The 16,230-nt window shown below is 71.9% G+C and carries 15 protein-coding genes; 6 read left to right on the plus strand and 9 right to left on the minus strand.

Features of this window, described 5'->3' with window-relative positions:
* Positions 1-218: 218 nt before the first annotated feature.
* From ACZ4Z4_RS23020 to ACZ4Z4_RS23050, 7 genes are all read right to left on the minus strand, one after another.
* Complete coding sequence (locus tag ACZ4Z4_RS23020; RefSeq protein WP_468330161.1) at positions 219-1,904, minus strand: dipeptide ABC transporter ATP-binding protein; 1,686 nt, start codon at positions 1,902-1,904, stop codon at positions 219-221.
* Positions 1,901-2,899, minus strand: a complete 999-nt coding sequence (locus ACZ4Z4_RS23025; RefSeq protein WP_468330164.1) for an ABC transporter permease — start codon at positions 2,897-2,899, stop codon at positions 1,901-1,903. The genes ACZ4Z4_RS23020 and ACZ4Z4_RS23025 overlap by 4 nt, the downstream gene beginning before the upstream one ends.
* The gene (locus ACZ4Z4_RS23030) at positions 2,896-3,822 is read right to left on the minus strand and encodes an ABC transporter permease (RefSeq protein ID WP_468330167.1); all 927 of its coding nucleotides are present in this window, start codon (positions 3,820-3,822) and stop codon (positions 2,896-2,898) included. The genes ACZ4Z4_RS23025 and ACZ4Z4_RS23030 overlap by 4 nt, the downstream gene beginning before the upstream one ends.
* Before the next feature lie 2 nt (positions 3,823-3,824).
* Positions 3,825-5,543 carry an ABC transporter substrate-binding protein gene (locus ACZ4Z4_RS23035; RefSeq protein ID WP_468330170.1) on the minus strand — a complete coding sequence of 573 codons (1,719 nt, stop codon included), beginning with the start codon at positions 5,541-5,543 and terminating at the stop codon, positions 3,825-3,827.
* Positions 5,544-5,691: 148 nt separating this feature from the next.
* The gene (locus ACZ4Z4_RS23040) at positions 5,692-5,784 is read right to left on the minus strand and encodes an Ms4533A family Cys-rich leader peptide (protein WP_365358848.1); all 93 of its coding nucleotides are present in this window, start codon (positions 5,782-5,784) and stop codon (positions 5,692-5,694) included.
* A gap of 82 nt (positions 5,785-5,866) precedes the next feature.
* Complete coding sequence (locus ACZ4Z4_RS23045; protein ID WP_468330173.1) at positions 5,867-6,988, minus strand: DUF3152 domain-containing protein; 1,122 nt, start codon at positions 6,986-6,988, stop codon at positions 5,867-5,869.
* 128 nt (positions 6,989-7,116) lie between these two features.
* Positions 7,117-8,118 (minus strand): alpha/beta fold hydrolase, encoded by a 1,002-nt coding sequence (locus ACZ4Z4_RS23050; protein ID WP_468330176.1) that lies wholly within the window; start codon positions 8,116-8,118, stop codon positions 7,117-7,119.
* A gap of 194 nt (positions 8,119-8,312) precedes the next feature.
* Between ACZ4Z4_RS23050 and ACZ4Z4_RS23055 the strand changes: the two genes are divergently transcribed.
* The 4 genes from ACZ4Z4_RS23055 to ACZ4Z4_RS23070 all read left to right on the plus strand — a co-directional run bounded on the left by ACZ4Z4_RS23055 (position 8,313) and on the right by ACZ4Z4_RS23070 (position 10,181).
* Positions 8,313-8,540 (plus strand): hypothetical protein, encoded by a 228-nt coding sequence (locus tag ACZ4Z4_RS23055; protein WP_468330179.1) that lies wholly within the window; start codon positions 8,313-8,315, stop codon positions 8,538-8,540.
* A gap of 164 nt (positions 8,541-8,704) precedes the next feature.
* Positions 8,705-9,346: a TetR/AcrR family transcriptional regulator gene (locus tag ACZ4Z4_RS23060; protein ID WP_468330182.1), complete on the plus strand. Its 642-nt coding sequence runs from the start codon at positions 8,705-8,707 to the stop codon at positions 9,344-9,346.
* A gap of 139 nt (positions 9,347-9,485) precedes the next feature.
* Positions 9,486-9,713 (plus strand): DUF3107 domain-containing protein, encoded by a 228-nt coding sequence (locus ACZ4Z4_RS23065; protein WP_055565193.1) that lies wholly within the window; start codon positions 9,486-9,488, stop codon positions 9,711-9,713.
* A 198-nt stretch (positions 9,714-9,911) separates the two neighbouring features.
* A complete protein-coding gene (locus tag ACZ4Z4_RS23070; RefSeq protein ID WP_468330185.1) occupies positions 9,912-10,181 on the plus strand; it encodes a hypothetical protein in 270 nt (89 codons plus the stop codon).
* A gap of 99 nt (positions 10,182-10,280) precedes the next feature.
* Here the strand turns inward: ACZ4Z4_RS23070 and ACZ4Z4_RS23075 are convergent, their stop codons facing one another.
* Positions 10,281-11,018 (minus strand): ferritin-like fold-containing protein, encoded by a 738-nt coding sequence (locus ACZ4Z4_RS23075; protein WP_404754103.1) that lies wholly within the window; start codon positions 11,016-11,018, stop codon positions 10,281-10,283.
* Between the two features lie 464 nt (positions 11,019-11,482).
* Between ACZ4Z4_RS23075 and ACZ4Z4_RS23080 the strand changes: the two genes are divergently transcribed.
* Positions 11,483-13,849 carry a DEAD/DEAH box helicase gene (locus ACZ4Z4_RS23080; RefSeq protein ID WP_468330188.1) on the plus strand — a complete coding sequence of 789 codons (2,367 nt, stop codon included), beginning with the start codon at positions 11,483-11,485 and terminating at the stop codon, positions 13,847-13,849.
* Between the two features lie 402 nt (positions 13,850-14,251).
* Positions 14,252-15,196 carry an alpha/beta fold hydrolase gene (locus ACZ4Z4_RS23085; RefSeq protein WP_468330191.1) on the plus strand — a complete coding sequence of 315 codons (945 nt, stop codon included), beginning with the start codon at positions 14,252-14,254 and terminating at the stop codon, positions 15,194-15,196.
* Positions 15,197-15,232: 36 nt separating this feature from the next.
* Here ACZ4Z4_RS23085 and ACZ4Z4_RS23090 read toward each other — a convergent pair whose 3' ends face one another.
* Positions 15,233-16,201 (minus strand): NYN domain-containing protein, encoded by a 969-nt coding sequence (locus tag ACZ4Z4_RS23090; RefSeq protein WP_468330194.1) that lies wholly within the window; start codon positions 16,199-16,201, stop codon positions 15,233-15,235.
* Between the last annotated feature and the right edge of the window lie 29 nt (positions 16,202-16,230).

A 16,230-nucleotide genomic window follows, 5' to 3' on the forward strand; every position in this document is an offset into this window, starting at 1 on the left:
GAGGGGGCAACCCCCGGCTCTCGTGGGGGGGGGGGGGGGGGGGGGGGGGGGGGGGGGGGGGGGTGGGGGGGGTGGGGGGGGGGGGGGGGGGGGGGGGGGGTTTTCCCCCCCCCCCACCAGAAGGGGTGAACGGCAGTAACTTTCTCGCGCCGGTAGCGTTCCGTCGCGCTATAGGTGCCCGAAAGCCCCTTTTTCGTCACGGAGGGTCAGGCCGAGGGTCAGGCCGCGGCCAGCTCCCTGCGGGCCTCGCGGCGCCGCGCCGCCGCCTCCGGGTCGAGCGCGGGGACGGCGGCGAGCAGCCGTCGCGTGTACGGGTGCCGCGGAGAGCCGTAGACCTCCGCCACGGGCCCGTACTCGACGATCCTTCCTTGCCGCATCACCGCGACCCGGTCGCTGACCTGCCGCACCACGGCCAGGTCGTGCGCGACGAAGACAAGCGCGAGCCCCAGCTCCCGCTGCAACTCGGCGAGCAACGCGGTCACCTGCGCCTGGGTCGTCACGTCGAGCGCCGACACCGGCTCGTCGCACACGATGAGCCGCGGCTCGGCGGCGAGCGCCCGCGCGATGCCGATGCGCTGACGCTGTCCGCCGCTGAACTCGTGCGGGTAGCGGTCGTAGTGCGCCGGATCGAGGCCGACGCGCTCCAGGAGTTCGCGCACTCTCCTCCGTACGAAGGAGTCGCTCTCGCCCCGCGCGCGCAGCGGATCGGCGACGGACTCGCCGACGGACCGCCGTGGATTGAGCGAGGAGACGGGGTCCTGGAACACCATCTGCACACCGGGAACCACCCGCCCGCCCGGACCCAGCCGCCCGCCCGGACCCAGCCGTCCGCCCGGACCCAGCAGGCCGCCGGAAACCCCCCGGCCCCCGGGCTTCTCCGCACCCCCGTGGCGGAGCTGCCCGGCGGTCGGTTCCAGGAGTCCCACCAGCATCCGGCCGAGCGTGGTCTTGCCGCTGCCGCTCTCGCCGACCACGCCGAGGGTCTCCCCGCGGCGGACGGTGAGGGAGACGTCGTCGACGGCGGTGACCGCGCGCCTGCCGCGCCCGAACTCCCGCCGCAGGCCGACCGCTTCGAGGACGATCTCGCCCGCGTCCCCGTCGTTCGGGGGCGGCAGCGGCGAGTCCACCCGCGGGACGGCCTTGAGGAGCTCCTGCGTGTACGTCTCCCGGGGCGCCCCGAGCACCGCACGGACCGGTCCGCGTTCCACCACCCGGCCGTCCCGCATGACCAGGATCTCGTCGGCGCTCTCCGCGGCGACGCCCACGTCGTGGGTGACCAGGAGCAGTCCCATGCCGGTCTCGGCGCGCAGCGTGTGCAGCAGGTCGAGGATCTGGGCCTGGACGGTGACGTCGAGCGCGGTGGTCGGCTCGTCGGCGACCAGCAGGGCGGGCTCGCACGCCAGCGCCATGGCGATGAGCGTGCGTTGGCGCATGCCGCCGCTGAACTCGTGCGGGCGCGAACGGGCACGGCGTGCCGCGTCGGGGATGCCCACCCGGTCGAGCACCTCCACGGCACGCGCGCGTGCCGCACGCCGGGACGCGCCCGTGTGCACGCGGTACACCTCGGCGATCTGGTCGCCCACCGCGTAGTACGGGTCGAGGGAGGAGAGCGGGTCCTGGAAGACCATCGCCGCCTTGCCGCCGCGCAGCCGCCGCAGTCCGGCGTCGGGAGCCTCCTGTACGTCGACGCCGTCGACCAGCACCGATCCGCCGACGTGCGCGCCCGTGCCCCGGTGGAGTCCGAGCAGCGCGGACGCCACGGTGGACTTGCCGGAACCGGACTCGCCGACGAGGGCGAGCGCGCCGCCCGCCTCAAGGGTGAAGGAGACGCCGTCCACGGCACGGACGGCGGACACCCCCGACCCGAACCGCACGGTCAGATCAGTGACCCGGACGAGACTCACGACAGCACCACCCGTCGGTCGGCCACCGCGTACAGGACGTCCGCGACGGCATTGGCGAGCACCACGAAGAAGCCGGTGACCACGACCATCCCGACGACCACCGGCAGGTCGACGACCTTGACCGCGTGCACGAGCTCGCGTCCGATGCCGGGCAGGCCGAACAGCGTCTCGCTGAGCACGGCACCCCCGAACATCGACCCGAAGTCGTTGGCGGTCAGGGCGATGACGGGTGCGACGGCGCCGCGCAGCGCGTGCTTCCCGATGATCGAGCGCTCCCCCACGCCGTACGCGCGAAACGTCCGCACGTGGTCGTCGGCGAGCGTCTCCAGCATCGAGGAGCGGGTCAGGCGCGCGTATTTGGCCGCTTCGATCAGCGCGAGCGACAGCCATGGCAGGAGCAGGTTCCACGCCCACTGCGTCGGGTCGTCCGCGAAGGCGACGTACTGCGGGAAGGGCAGCCACCGCAGCTGGCCGCAGACCACGATCATCAGCAGCAGGCCGATGACGAAGACCGGTGTGGCGGTGCCCGCGAGCGTGACGGCGGTCAGGACGCGTTCGCCGAGCCGGCCGCGCCGCCAGGCGGAGAGCACGCCGGTGCCGACGCCGAGGAGGAGCCACAGCACCATGGCGCCCAGCGCGAGCGACCCGGTGACCGGGAGTTTCGCCAGGATCAGCGCGGTGACCTGCTGGTCGCTCTGGTAGGAGATGCCGAGGCAGGGCGCGGCGCAGTGTTCGGTGCCGGTGCCGGTCGAGTAGTCGTGGCCGACGACGATGCCCTGGAGGAAGTCCCAGTAGCGCGCGTACAGCGGGTCGTCGAGCCGCAACTGCTCGGCGACCTGCTGGACTTGGGCGGGTGAGCAGCGGGGGCCGCAGGTGATCTGGGCGACGTCGCCCGGAGCGGCGTAGAACACCATGTAGACGATGACGGAGATGGCGAGGAGGGTGACGGCCGCGCCGATGAAGCGCCGCAGCAGGAACCCGGAGAAGCCGGTCATGCCCTGGCCTCCTGCTTGCGGCCCGTGCCGATCCGCAGCCGCGAGCCGGCCCGCGGGTCGAGCGCGGTGCGCACGCCGTCGCCGAGGACGGTGAGGGCGAGCACGGTCACGAACAGCGCGCCCGCCGGGTACAGCAGGTACTGCGGTGCCGCCTGGTACCAGATGTCCGCGGCGGTGAGCATCTGTCCCCACGACGGTGTCGGCGGCTGCACGCCGACGCCGAGGAAGGAGAGCGCGGCCTCGACCGTGATGTTGGCGGGGACGAGCAGCGCGGCGTAGGTGATGACGGGCGCGGCGAGCGCGGGCAGGAGCTCTCTGCGGGCGATCCGCGGGGAGCTCCAGCCGCTGAGCCGCGCGGCGGCCACGTGGTCGAGCTCCTTGAGCGTGACGGTCTGCGCGCGCACGAGCTTGGCCATGCTGCCCCAGGCGACGAGGCCGATGACGAGGGCGACGAGCACGGGCCGCGGGAATCCGCTGGGGACGACCGCCATCAGTGCGAGCGCGAGGACCATGAGCGGCAGCGCCACGATGACGTCGGTGGCCCTGCTGAGCAGCTGGTCGACCCAGCGGCTGCCGAACCCGGCGGCGATCCCGACCGCGACGCCGATGCACACCTGGACGACGGTCGCGGCGAGCGCGACGCCGAGTGAGACCCGGGCTCCGTACACGAGGCGCGCGAAGAGGTCGCGTCCGGTCTGCGGCTCGACGCCGAGCCAGTGGTCGCCGCTGATCCCGCCGAGGGGGCCGACCGGCACGCCGCCGCGCGCCGAGTCGATGAGCTCCGGGTGGTACGTGGTGGGGTCCTGCCCCTCCAGGGCGGTGAGCAGCGGCGCGGCGAGCGCCACGAGGACGAGCAGGGCGACGACGCCCGCGGCGACGAGGGCGGCGCGCTGCTCGCGCAGCCGCTGCCAGAAGATCCGCACGGCTACTTCACCGCGACCTGGGAGACGTCGAGCACACCGGTCCAGTCGCTGATGACGACGTTCTTGACGTCCTTGCCGTACAGGCGCTTGTAGACCGGGTGGAAGAGCGGCACGGTCAGCGCCTTCTCGCCGATCTTCTTGTCGAGGGCGCCCCACCGCTTCGCGGCGGCCTTGAGGTCGGTCAGCTTGTTGATCTCGTCGATCTCGTCGTTGACGGACTTGTCGTTCAGGAAGCCGGAGTTAAAGTTGGCGCCGTCCTTCACGATCTGCCGGCCGTCGAAGATCGGGGCGAGGAAGGGGCCGCCGGAGGGCCAGTCGGCGCCCCAGTGGGCGAGGAAGAGGCCGGGCTCGTCCTTGGCGCTGTGCGTCTTGTCGCTGTAGTCGTTCTCTTCGAGGCCCTGGAGCTTGACGGTGATCCCGGCCTTCTTGAGCGCGTCCTGGATCGCGGTGGCGATCTCGGGGCTGGTCTCGAAGTCCTTGGCGTTGGAATGCGTGAGCGTGATGGTGAGCCCGTCCTGGTGACCGGCTTCCTTCAGGAGCTCTTTGGCCTTCTTCGGGTTGCCGGACGGACCTGCCGGGAAGTGGTCGTACTTCGTGTATCCGAAGGACTTCTGGTTCGGCAGGTACGTGGTGGCGGGCTCGGCGAGCGAGGAGCCGCCCGCCGCGTTGACGACCGAGGAGCGGTCGACGGCGTAGGAGATCGCCTGCCGCACCTTCGGGTCGTCGAACGGCTTCACCTTCGGGTTGAAGGCGAGGTAGTTGGTGTAGCCGAAGTGGCCGGTGCCGACGTGCGAGGCGAGTTCCTTGTCGCCGGTGACCTTGGCGAGCTCGGCCGGGCCGAGGTTGGTGTCGGTGGTGACGGCGGCGGCGTCCGCGCCCTGGCTCGCGGAGAGCCGCTGGTTGATGACGGACGAGTCGAGCCCGGACCGTACGTCGATGACGTCGGGGTAGGCCTTGCGCTCCGCGTCGTTCTTCGCGGACCAGTGCGGGTTGCGCTCCAGGCGGAGCCGCTCCCCGTCGTTCTGGTTCTCGACGACCTTGTAGGGGCCGGACGAGAGCGGGTGCTCCTCGTACTTGGTGCCCTTGTCCTTGCTCTTGGGCACGGGCGCGAACGACGTCTGGGTGGCCACGTAGTCGAAGTCGCCCACGGGCTTGTTGAGGTGGAAGACGATCGTCTGCTTGTCCGGCGTCTCGACCGAGTCCAGGCCGTCCTTGTCCTTGTACGGGCCTTCGTAGTCGGCGCCCCCGATCAGCCAGTCCCGCAAGAAGGGTGCGCCGCCGGAGAGTTCGGCGGCGAACGACCGCTCGATGCCGTACTTGATGTCGGCGGTCGTGATCGGCGTGCCGTCCTCGTACTTGAGCCCCTTCTTCAGGGTGTACGTCCATACGGTGGCCTTCTTGCTCGGCTTGCCCAGGCCCGTGGCGAGGTCCGGGACGACCTCCGTGCCCTTGGCGCCGTCCTCGCGGTTGCGGGTGGTCAGCGTGCGGAAGACGAGGCTCGGCACGTTGCCGCCGCCGGAGGTGTAGAGCCGCGCGGGGTCGAAGTCGGTCTGCGGGTCGCGGTTGAGGACGGTGAGCGTGCCGCCCTTCGCGGGCTTGCCGTCGCCGCCGCTCCCGGCGTCGTTGTCCTTCGGACCCGCGCAGGCGACGACGCCCGAGGCCAGGACCAGACTGACGGATGCCGCTGCCACGCGGCGGGATATGACGGACGATCGACGCATCGGAAAAGGACCTCTCGGGGTGCGAAGGCGAAAAAATGGGAGCGACAGGGCTCACCCCGGGAAAGGCGCGGGACACGACGGCATACGGCTGCTCAGGAAGATGTCAGCAGAAAGCCGGGAAAAAGCGACGCACTCGCCGGGGCGGGCGTCAGCAACAGTGGATGTCGGCCACGCAGAGCGCGGTCACGCCGAACAGCGCCAGCTCAATGGCGGCGCTCGACGGGGCGTGACTCTTCGACATGCGGAGAAATATGAACGAACTTCCGGCGGATGTCAAAGCGGCCACCGGAGCCGCGGACTCCGAATGGCCTGGCCGAACGGTCTCAACCCTTCGGAAAAGCCCAGGGGTTGGCCTTGCACTTGATGCCGTCGTGGTCGAGGAACTTCGTCTGCTGCTGCATGACCGGCGCGAGGCCGCCGTCCTTCGTGCAGTCCGTGTGGTTGAAGCCGAGCCGGTGCCCGACCTCGTGATTGATCAGCATCTGCCGGTACGGGAAGATCGCGCTGCCGTACTCCTTCTGGACGGCGTCGCCGTACGTCTTCGCGCCCTGCGCCCACCGATAGGCGTTGATCATCACGCGTTCGGTCGCCGCGGAATCGCACGACACGTTGTCCTGGGTCGTGTCGAGGCCGGATTTCGCGCACCAGGCCGCGGTCGTTCCCGGGCTGGCGAGCGTGATGACGAAATCGGGCTTCCCCGAGGAGATGCGCTCGAAAGTGCGGGCCCCGCCGTGGGCCCAACTGCGTTTGTCGTTCAGGGTTTTCTGCACGGCCTGCGCGAAGAGCTCGCCGTCCAGGTGGAGGCCCTTCTCCACGTCGACGCGATAGCGGAACAGCTGTCCCTTGCCGGGTGCCTTCTCGAAACCGGAGATCGCCGTGAAGTCGCCGGACGCCTTGAGTTTCGCGTCCATCGGGTTCTTCTCGCGCATTTTCTGTTCGTACGTCGCCGGCTCGTCCTTCGCCTCGGCGGGCGTCGGACGGCGGTCCGAGCGGGAGGCGGGGTCGTCCGTGTCGCGGGCGCCGCCCGGGGCGGCCTTGGTCCGCGTGTCGGGGCCCTTCGCGCCGCCGGCGACCTGGCCCGCCACGACGACCGCGAGGACGGTGGTCACGGCGGCGGCCGCGACGCCGGCGAGCGCGCGGTTGCGGCCGCGCTTCCTGCCCTCGCCGTCACCGTCGCCGCCGTCGGCGGGTTCGGGGACGGCCGCCCAGTCGGTGACGGAGGCGTACGGATCGCGGGGGCGCGGCGGCCGCGCGACCTGCTCCGACCCGCCCGCGGCGGAGAGGTCGCCGTCGCCGTCGGGGAACGCGGCATCGTCGGGCAACGGGGCGTCGTCGGGGAACGCGGCCACGTAGTCCTGCCGGGGCCCGGGCAGACCGTGCCCGCCACCGACCCGCGGCACCTCGCCGGCGGGCGTTTCGTGCGGAGGCGTGCCATCCGCCGACACGCGCCTGCGCCGCCCCGTACCGGGCGCGGCCTGGGGTCCCACACCGTGCGAAACCGGTGTGCCCGAGGTGCTGGTGTTGTCAGTCGTGTCTGCCGGAGCGCGGCGGCTGTGACGTCCCACGCGCCGCCTCAGCTCCCCGAACCCGTACGCGATCCACCGCGGCCGAGACCGCTCAACTCACCGGTGTCGACGAGCAGTTCACGGAAGGCCGTCGCCACGCTCTCGGGGTACTCCATCATCGCCACATGGCCCGCGTCGGGCAGCGTGAGCAGCCGCGAGTCACGGAAGGCGGCGGCCGCCCTGCGGGCCATGCGGAACGAGACGAGCAGATCGCGCCCGCCGTAGACGAGCAGGGTCGGCGCGAGCACCCGCTCGGCCTGCCGCCACAGCCCGTGCTGGCCCCCCAGCGTGTACGCGTTCACGATGCCGCGCGCCGAGCGGGTCATCGCGTCCCAGAAGTAAGGGAGTTGAAGCCTGCGCTCCATCTCGCGGACCGCCGCGGTGAAACCTTCCGGCGTGACCCTCCCGGGGTCGCCGTAACAGAGGCCCATGACGCCGCGCACCCGCTGCTCGGCCGTCCACTCCCTGGTGAGGCGGGTGAAGAGCGCGGCGACGCCCGGCACCGCGAGCAGCCCCGTCGGCACCGCCGTGCGCTGCACGCGCAGCTCCGGCAGGGCGGGCGAGACCAGTGTCAGCGTGCGGACCAGGTCGGGGCGGACCGCGGCGACGCGCGTGGTGATGGCGCCGCCCAGCGAGTTCCCGAAGAGGTGGACGGGGCCGCGGTCGCGCGCGTCGAGATAGCGGATGACCGCGCGGGCGTGCCCGGTGATGGAGTAGTCGCCGTCGTCGGGCGGCGGGGAGTCCCCGAACCCGGGCAGGTCGATCGCCTCGCAGTCGACGACGTCCGCCAGCTGCGGCATCAGGGCCGACCAGTTCTGCGAGGAGCCGCCGAGCCCGTGCACGTACAGCGCGGGGGGCAGTCCGGGGCCGGTCGAGGGCCGGGAACGCACGGTCAGCGAGAGGCCGGGCAGGGCCACCGAGTCGAGCCGCTCCCCCTCCGCGACCGCCACGGCGCCCGGCTTGGGCGCGGCGGTGGAGGCCAGCAGGTTCGGCAGCTCGGTCGAAGACATGCGGCAATGTTACGAGACGATCACGCGGTAGTTCACGTGTTCGCCGTCACAGACCGCACACGGATCGCGTAGCGCCCCGTACGGGTCTCTTCTAGGCTCGAAACAAGCTCACACAGAGAGAGTCATGGAAAGCGGGGGTACAGGGCACTCGCCCCATAAGGGCCACCACGTACCGCGAGGGAAGAGAGCCATAGATGAGTGTCGACCCCACTGACCCCGAGACCTTCGAGACCTTCGAGGCGGACGACGGCGCGGCCGAGCCCGACGTCGAGGCCCCGGAGGCGGACGCGGCGGAGCAGCAGACCGATCTCGCCCCCAGCCGGGACGACTCCCTCAAAGAGGCCGACCCCACCGTCGCCAGCGAGGCGGACCTGGCGGAACAGGCCCGCGTCGTGACCCTCGACGAGGACGACTACCGCTGAGAGAGCCGGGCAACCAGCGGTTTGCCCCGCTACGCACCGTTGGGCTGCCCTTCTGCGGTCGTCCACTCCGTGAAATTCTGCGCTCGCAGCGCGCACATCACTGTTACCGAAAAGTACGATGGCGGCGCGGCGCTCACCGCACATCGGACCATTTGGGAGGCGGCGTGACAGCCATCGAGCAGACAGAGGCGGCGCGCCCGCGGGGCACACGGCTGCCGCGCCGTGCCCGACGCAACCAGCTCCTGGGGGCGGCCCAGGAAGTATTCGTCGCGCAGGGGTACCACGCGGCGGCGATGGACGACATCGCCGAGCGCGCCGGCGTCAGCAAGCCCGTGCTCTACCAGCACTTCCCGGGCAAGCTCGACCTCTATCTCGCCCTGCTCGACCAGCACTGCGAGTCCCTGCTCCAGTCCGTGCGCACGGCGCTCGCGTCCACCACGGACAACAAGCTCCGCGTCGCCGCGACGATGGACGCCTACTTCGCGTACGTCGAGGACGAGGGCGGCGCGTTCCGCCTGGTGTTCGAGTCGGACCTGACGAACGAGGCGGCGGTGCGCGAGCGCGTGGACCGCGTCACGCTCCAGTGCGCGGAGGCGATCTGCGAGGTCATCGCGGAGGACACCGGCCTGCCCAGGGACGAGGCGATGCTCCTCGCCGTGGGCCTCGGCGGGTACTCCCAGGTCGTCGCGCGGTACTGGCTGGCCAGCGACAGCACGGTCCCCCGCGAGAAGGCGGTCCAGCTGATCACCTCGCTCGCCTGGCGGGGCATCGCGGGCTTCCCGCTGCACGGCACGGAAGGCCACTGAGCCCTCGCGTTCTTGTTCCCGTCCCGTGTTCGCTACCGGCGTGCACGGCCGCGGCCGTTCCCGTCCCCTCACCGGGCTAATGTGTGCTGGGTACGGCGCGGACGGCCGCGCACAGACTGACCGTCGGAGGGACAAAGCCGTGGAGGTCAAGATCGGCGTGCAGTACGCGCCCCGCGAGATCGTGCTGGAGAGCGGCCAGAGTGCCGAGGAAGTCGAGCACGCGGTGTCCGAGGCGCTGACCGGCAAGTCGCCGCTGCTGAGCCTCGTGGACGACCACGGCCGCAAGGTCCTGGTTCCGGCCGACCGCCTCGCGTACGTGGAGCTGGGCGAGCCGACCGCGCGCAAGGTGGGATTCAGCGCCCTGTAGGACGCTTCAGGTATTTCTCCGAGAACGGCCCGGTGGCGGGGTGACCCGCCACCGGGCCGTTCTCGTGCGCCGCATGCACGCGATGTGCGCTGTACGTGGGGATCGCGGCGTCACCCGATCATGGAGGGTTGCATTCCGGCGGCCTGGGGTACACCGGCTACGACCGATTTGCACCTGGCCGCGAGGGAGGGCACCACCGTGATCCTGGAAGCACTTGGCGCCACATTGCTCGGCCTGGCGCTGGCCTGGGCCACCGCGCACCGCTTCGGCCACCGGCTGCCGGCGCGCAGCCTGGTCCTGTCGACAGGCCCGGCGGGCGCCCTCATCGGCGCCTTCATCACCCACATGGCGCTGGGCCCGTCCCACGCCACAGCGACACTCCTGGGCGCACTGGCCGTCTCCGCGGCCCTGCTGTCCCTCCTGCTCCGCCCGACCCGCAACAGGCTGCGACGCTCGGCGACGGCGTAAGGCCCCAAAAGGGGCATACAGGGGCGCGGGGAACTGCGCGCCCAGCCGGAACCAACCCGCACCCGACCGCGCAGCGGCCCGAGGCCCCCCGAGGGGCGACTACGCCGCCAAGCCCAGCGCAGCCATCCGCTTGGTGTGCGCCTCGGTGATCCGCGAGAACATCCGCCCGACCTCGGCCAGGTCGAAACCATCGGCCACGCCCCCGACCAGCATGGTCGACAGCGCGTCCCGGTCCGCGACCACCCGCTGCGACTGCGAGAGCGCCTCGCCCATCAGCCGCCGCGCCCACAGCGCGAGCCGCCCGCCCACACGCGGGTCCGCCTCGATCGCCGCGCGCACCTTCTCCACGGCGAAGCTCGCGTGGCCCGTGTCGTCGAGCACGCCGAGCACGAGTTCCCGCGTATCGGAGTCGAGCCGGGCCGCGACCTCGCGGTAGAAGTCACTGGCGATCGAATCGCCGACGTACGCCTTGACGAGGCCTTCCAGCCAGTCGGACGGCGCGGTCTGCCGGTGGAAGCCGTCGAGCGCGGCGACGAACGGCTCCATCGCCTCGGTCGGCTCCGCGCCGATCGCCGAAAGACGGTCCCGCAACTGCTCGAAATGGTGGAACTCCGCCGACGCCATCTTCGCCAGCTCCGCCTTGTCGCCGAGCGTCGGCGCGAGCTTCGCGTCCTCCGCGAGCCGCTCGAACGCCGCGAGCTCCCCGTAGGCGAGCGCGCCGAGCAGGTCCACGACCGCGGCGCGGTACTGGGGCTCGGTGGAAGCTTTCGCCCAGTCCTGGGCGGCGATCCCGGTGGGTTCGGCGGCGGATTCTGCGGCGGTGTCAGGCGTCTCCATGAAGCGCACAATAGCCCGCTTGCCGGAACGCGTAAGTCCCTGGTCAGTGACTGTGACGACGACCATGTGACCAATTCGCCGGACACACATGCGAGATTTAGCGGTACAGTGGTAATGCGCCCGCCGAATATTCGACGGGCCGTACGAATGAGGATGCCCGGTCGGTGGCCCGATCGGCTCCGACCCGACAGCCCTCCGGGCGGTGCGCACTGGGTGCGTGCGGCACGAGGAGGGAACCTCAGCGGTAAGAGCGCTCGAGCGCCGGCAGTGGTCCCGCGCCCCCGGCACGCCCCCCAAGCGTCCGGCGGTAGTGGCACGGTCACGACCCCCAGCGTTCGCCTCACGCCGCGTCTCACAGAAGAGGCATAGCCCTGACTACGACTTTCCGAGAGCTCGGGATTCTTCCCGAGACGGCCGAGGCCCTTGAAGCCGTCGGCATCATCAACCCCTTCCCCATCCAGGAGATGACGCTCCCCGTCGCCCTCTCCGGCACGGACGTCATCGGCCAGGCCAAGACCGGCACCGGCAAGACGCTCGGCTTCGGCCTCCCGCTCCTCGAGCGGGTGATCGTCCCCGCCGACGTCGAGGCGGGCCGCGCCGCTCCCGAGCAGCTGACCGAGGCGCCGCAGGCGCTCATCGTCGTCCCCACCCGCGAGCTCTGCCAGCAGGTGACGAACGACCTCCTGACCGCCGGCAAGGCGCGTAACGTCCGCGTGCTCGCCATATACGGCGGCCGTGCGTACGAGCCGCAGGTCGAGGCCCTCAAGAAGGGCGTCGACGTCGTCGTCGGCACCCCCGGCCGGCTCCTCGACCTCGCGGGTCAGCGCAAGCTCGACCTCAAGCAGGTCAAGTGCCTGGTCCTCGACGAGGCCGACGAGATGCTCGACCTGGGCTTCCTGCCCGACGTCGAGAAGATCATCAACATGCTTCCGGTGAAGCGCCAGACGATGCTGTTCTCGGCGACCATGCCGGGCGCCGTCATCGGCCTCGCCCGTCGTTATATGTCGCAGCCCACGCACATCCGCGCCACCGCGCCGGACGACGAGGGCCAGACCGTCGCCAACACGAAGCAGTTCGTGTACCGCGCGCACAACATGGACAAGCCCGAGATGGTCTCGCGCATCCTCCAGGCCGAGGGCCGCGGACTCGCGATGATCTTCTGCCGTACGAAGCGGACCGCCGCGGACATCGCCGAGCAGCTGGAGCGCCGGGGCTTCGCCTCGGGCGCCGTCCACGGCGACCTCGGGCAGGGCGCGCGCGAGCAGGCGCTGCGCGCGTTCCGCAACGGCAAGGTGGACGTGCTCGTCTGCACGGACGTCGCCGCGCGCGGCATCGACGTCGGTGGCGTCACGCACGTCATCAACTACCAGTCCCCCGAGGACGAGAAGACGTACCTGCACCGCATCGGCCGCACCGGCCGCGCGGGCGCCAAGGGCATCGCGATCACGCTGGTCGACTGGGACGACATCCCGCGCTGGCAGCTGATCAACAAGGCGCTCGACCTGGGCTTCAACGACCCGGTCGAGACGTACTCCAGCTCCCCGCACCTGTACGAGGAGCTGAACATCCCGGCGGGCACGAAGGGTGTCCTGCCGCGTGGCGAGCGGACCCGTGCGGGTCTGGGCGCGGAGGAGATCGAGGACCTCGGCGAGACCGGTGGACGCGGCCGTGGCGGCCGTTCCGGCGGTGGTCGTACGCAGGACCGTGACCGTGGCCGGGACCGCGGCCGGGACCGCGGCCGGGACCGCGGCCGGGACCGTTCGGCTCCGGCGGCCGCCGAGCCCGAGCGCCCGGCGCGCACGCCGCGCCGTCGCCGTCGTACGCGCGGTGGCACCCCGCTCGACACGGCCACGACCACGGCAGCGACGGCCACCGCCGCTCCGGTGGCCGAGGCCGCCCCTGTCGCGGAGGCCGCTCCGGTGGCCGCCGAGACGACCGAGCCGCGCACCCCGCGCCGCCGTCGGCGGACGCGTGCCGGTGCGGCGTCGGAGTCCCTGGCGACGGCCGAGGGCGCGACGACGCCCGAGGTTGAGGGCCCGGCTCAGGCCCCGGCCGCCGTTGCCGAGGTGGAGGCCCCGGTCACGAAGCCGCGCCGCCGCACCCGCAAGACCGCGGAGCCGACGCCCGCGGCCGAGACGGTCGTCCCTGAGACGGTGGCGCCCGAGGCTGTCGTACCGGAGACGGTCGCCCCCGAGGCGGAGAAGCCGAAGCGCCGCACGCGCAAGACGGCAACCGAGAAGGTCGCCGAGGCGGCCGTGCCGGAGGCCGACGCCGAGGCCGAGAAGCCCAAGCGCCGCACGCGCAAGACGGCAGCTGCCAAGGCCACGGAGCAGGCCCCCGAGGCCACCGCCCCGGACGCCGACGCCGAGAAGCCGAAGCGCCGCACGCGTAAGACGGCGGCCGAGAAGGTCGCCGAGGCGGCCGTGCCGGAGGCCGACGCCGAGGCCGAGAAGCCCAAGCGCCGCACCCGCAAGACGGCAGCCGCCAAGGCCACGGAGCAGGCCCCCGCCACCGAGGCTGAGACCGAGAAGCCGAAGCGCCGCACGCGCAAGACAGCAGCCGAGAAGGTCGCCGAGGCGGCAGTCCCGGAGGCCGACGCCGACGCGGAGAAGCCCAAGCGCCGTACTCGCAAGACGGCGGCTGCCAAGGCCGCCGACACCGTCGAGGGCGTCGAGGCCGGTATCCCGGCCCAGGCGACGGAGGAGCCCAAGCCCCGCCGTCGTACGCGCAAGGTCGCGGCCGCCCCGGCGGACGCGCCCGAGGCGGAGACCCCCGCCCCGCGCCGCCGCACGCGCAAGAAGGCGGAACCGGCGGAGACAGCCGAGAGCTGACGCACGCCCCGCCCACACCGAAGGCCCGCCCCCACTCGGGGGCGGGCCTTCGCGCGTCGCAGAGCACAGCACCACCCGCCGCCCCGGGGGCCGGGCGGGGGCGGGGGCGCGGCCAATGGTGAACCGCCCCTCACGGTGGACGGGCCTCCGTGAACGGTGCACACGCACCGACCACAGCAGCGTCCGTAATCCCCTGCGGGCCGGATCTACGCGGCCCACTGATGCATCGCCCCTCCACGTGCCCCCCCACGATGAACGGGCCTCCATGGACGGCACACGCTCGCCGACCACAGCAGCGCCCGCAGCCCCGAGGGCGGACGTACGCGGGCCCACCGGCGCACCGCCCCCGGTGGACGACGCACTCGCTGTCGCCCCGTTCCGCCGACCCGTTAGCCTCGGCTCATGAGCAGGCCCCCGACCTTCGTCCCGCCCCCGTGCGCGACCGCGTACGCCCTCCGTACCGCCCGTGGTGACTTCGCCGTGCTCGACGCGGTACCGGCGGCGGGTGTCCGACGCAGGGGGACCGTCCTCCTGCTGCCCGGGTTCACCGGGAGCAAGGAGGACTTCATCGCCCTCCTGGAGCCGCTCGCCGACGCCGGCTACCGCGCGGTGGCCGTGGACGGTCGCGGCCAGTACGAGACGCCGGGCCCGGACGACGAATCGGCGTACGCCCAGGGCGAGTTGGCGCAGGATGTCCTGGCCCAGGGGGCGGCGGTACTGGCGGGCGCCGGGGACGCCGGCGCCCCTTCCCGTCCGCAGCCCCTGCACCTCCTCGGCCACTCCCTCGGCGGTCAGATCGCCCGAGCGGCCGTACTGCTCGACCCCCGTGCCTTCGCCACTCTCACCCTCATGTCCTCGGGCCCCGCCGCGATCGCCCCCGTGCAGCAGGAGCGCGCCAAGATGCTGGCGGACGCCGTCGCGGCGCTGTCCATGGCCGAGGTGTGGGAGGCGATGCAGGCCATGGAGCCGCCGCCCCCGCAGGACGCGCAGACGGGTGACGAACGGACCGCCGACCGGACCGTCGACCAGGCTGCCGACCAAGCTGGCGACGACGACAGTGAGGCCCTGCGGGCCCGCTGGCTGCGGCACATCCCCGCCCAGCTCATCGCCACCGGCAGGCAGCTGTCCACCGAGCCGGACCGCGTGGCCGAGCTCGCCGCCCTGCCGCTGCCCAAGCACGTGATCTCGGGCGAGCGTGACGACACCTGGCCCGTGCCACTCCTGGACGACATGGCCGAGCGCCTGGCGGCCCACCGCACGGTGATCCACGGCGCCGAGCACTCCCCCAACACCGACCGCCCCGCGGAGACGGCGGCAGCCCTCATCGACTTCTGGAACCGGTACTGAGAGGCCGGTCGCAGGAAACGGCAGACGGCGCAGGACTCAGTACTGCGCCTGCAAGTGCTCCCAGAACCCGTCCCGCAACGCCCTGCGCAGATCCGACTGGCCCCGCAGTGAGTACTGAAGCAGCCGCTCCGCCTCCACCAGGAGGTCCTGGTCCACCGAGCCGGGCAGATAGGGGTGGCCCGGCAGCAGGCCCACCAGTGCCTCGCGGCCCCGCGCCCCGAGCCACTTCGCGGCGATCTGCGCGCCGACGAAGCGGACGTCGTCGCGGGAGGGGCGGTGCGCGGCGGCGCCCGCCTCGTGCGGCGTGACGACGCGGCGCGTGACGTACGGCTTGAAGAAGTCGAGGTCGAACGTGCGCTGGCTGTCGACCTCCCACAGCAGCGCCTCCGCCTGATTGCGGCCGTCGGGCGCCTCGATGCCCCACAGGTGGACCCGCGCGCCGTACCCCTGTGCCGCCTCGACCGCCGAGACCAGGTCCTCGTCGCCGCCGATGAGCGCCGCGTCGCTGATGGCGCGGTGCCTGGCCAGTGACTCCAGGTCGCTCCGGATCAGGGAGTCGACGCCCTTCTGCTGGTTGTTGGCGTTGAGGTTGCCGAGCCTGACCTTGACGTCGGGCAGCTCGGCGATCGACTGCTGTTCGGCCGTATGGATGCGGCGCCTCGCCCCGTCGTACCAGTAGACGCGGAGCAGCCTGCTGTCCGCGAAGATCGTGCGGGCCTTGTCGATGAGCGCCTCGATGAGGCCCTCCGCGTCGACGTCGAAGGCCCGCCGGTCCTCGGTGACCCCGGTGACGAGCCGGCCCGCGGCAGCGTACAGATACCCGGCGTCAACGAAGATCGCGTGCGTGGACGGGGTCTTCGCCACCTCGGCGAGCATGCGCTCGAGCAGGCTGTTGGTGCGTTCCAGCTGAGCGCTGATGTCGGCCACACCGAGATCGGCCGCACTGAGGTCGACCGTATTGAGGTCCGCTGCGCCGGGGTCGGCGTCCTGGTCGGCGTCGTTCATATCGTTCCCAGTCTCCCGCCCGTCACGCT

This window comes from Streptomyces sp. NPDC030245 (genome assembly GCF_055572995.1).

Excerpts from the sequence above, each read along its gene's own strand:
- ACZ4Z4_RS23025 (WP_468330164.1), bottom strand. The coding sequence starts at position 2,899 with ATGACCGGCTTCTCCGGGTTCCTGCTGCGGCGCTTCATCGGCGCGGCC.
- ACZ4Z4_RS23035 (WP_468330170.1), bottom strand. The coding sequence starts at position 5,543 with ATGCGTCGATCGTCCGTCATATCCCGCCGCGTGGCAGCGGCATCCGTC.
- ACZ4Z4_RS23040 (WP_365358848.1), bottom strand. The coding sequence starts at position 5,784 with ATGTCGAAGAGTCACGCCCCGTCGAGCGCCGCCATTGAGCTGGCGCTG.
- ACZ4Z4_RS23050 (WP_468330176.1), bottom strand. The coding sequence starts at position 8,118 with ATGTCTTCGACCGAGCTGCCGAACCTGCTGGCCTCCACCGCCGCGCCC.
- ACZ4Z4_RS23055 (WP_468330179.1), top strand. The coding sequence starts at position 8,313 with ATGAGTGTCGACCCCACTGACCCCGAGACCTTCGAGACCTTCGAGGCG.
- ACZ4Z4_RS23075 (WP_404754103.1), bottom strand. The coding sequence starts at position 11,018 with ATGGAGACGCCTGACACCGCCGCAGAATCCGCCGCCGAACCCACCGGG.
- ACZ4Z4_RS23080 (WP_468330188.1), top strand. The coding sequence starts at position 11,483 with ATGACGCTCCCCGTCGCCCTCTCCGGCACGGACGTCATCGGCCAGGCC.
- ACZ4Z4_RS23085 (WP_468330191.1), top strand. The coding sequence starts at position 14,252 with ATGAGCAGGCCCCCGACCTTCGTCCCGCCCCCGTGCGCGACCGCGTAC.
- ACZ4Z4_RS23090 (WP_468330194.1), bottom strand. The coding sequence starts at position 16,201 with ATGAACGACGCCGACCAGGACGCCGACCCCGGCGCAGCGGACCTCAAT.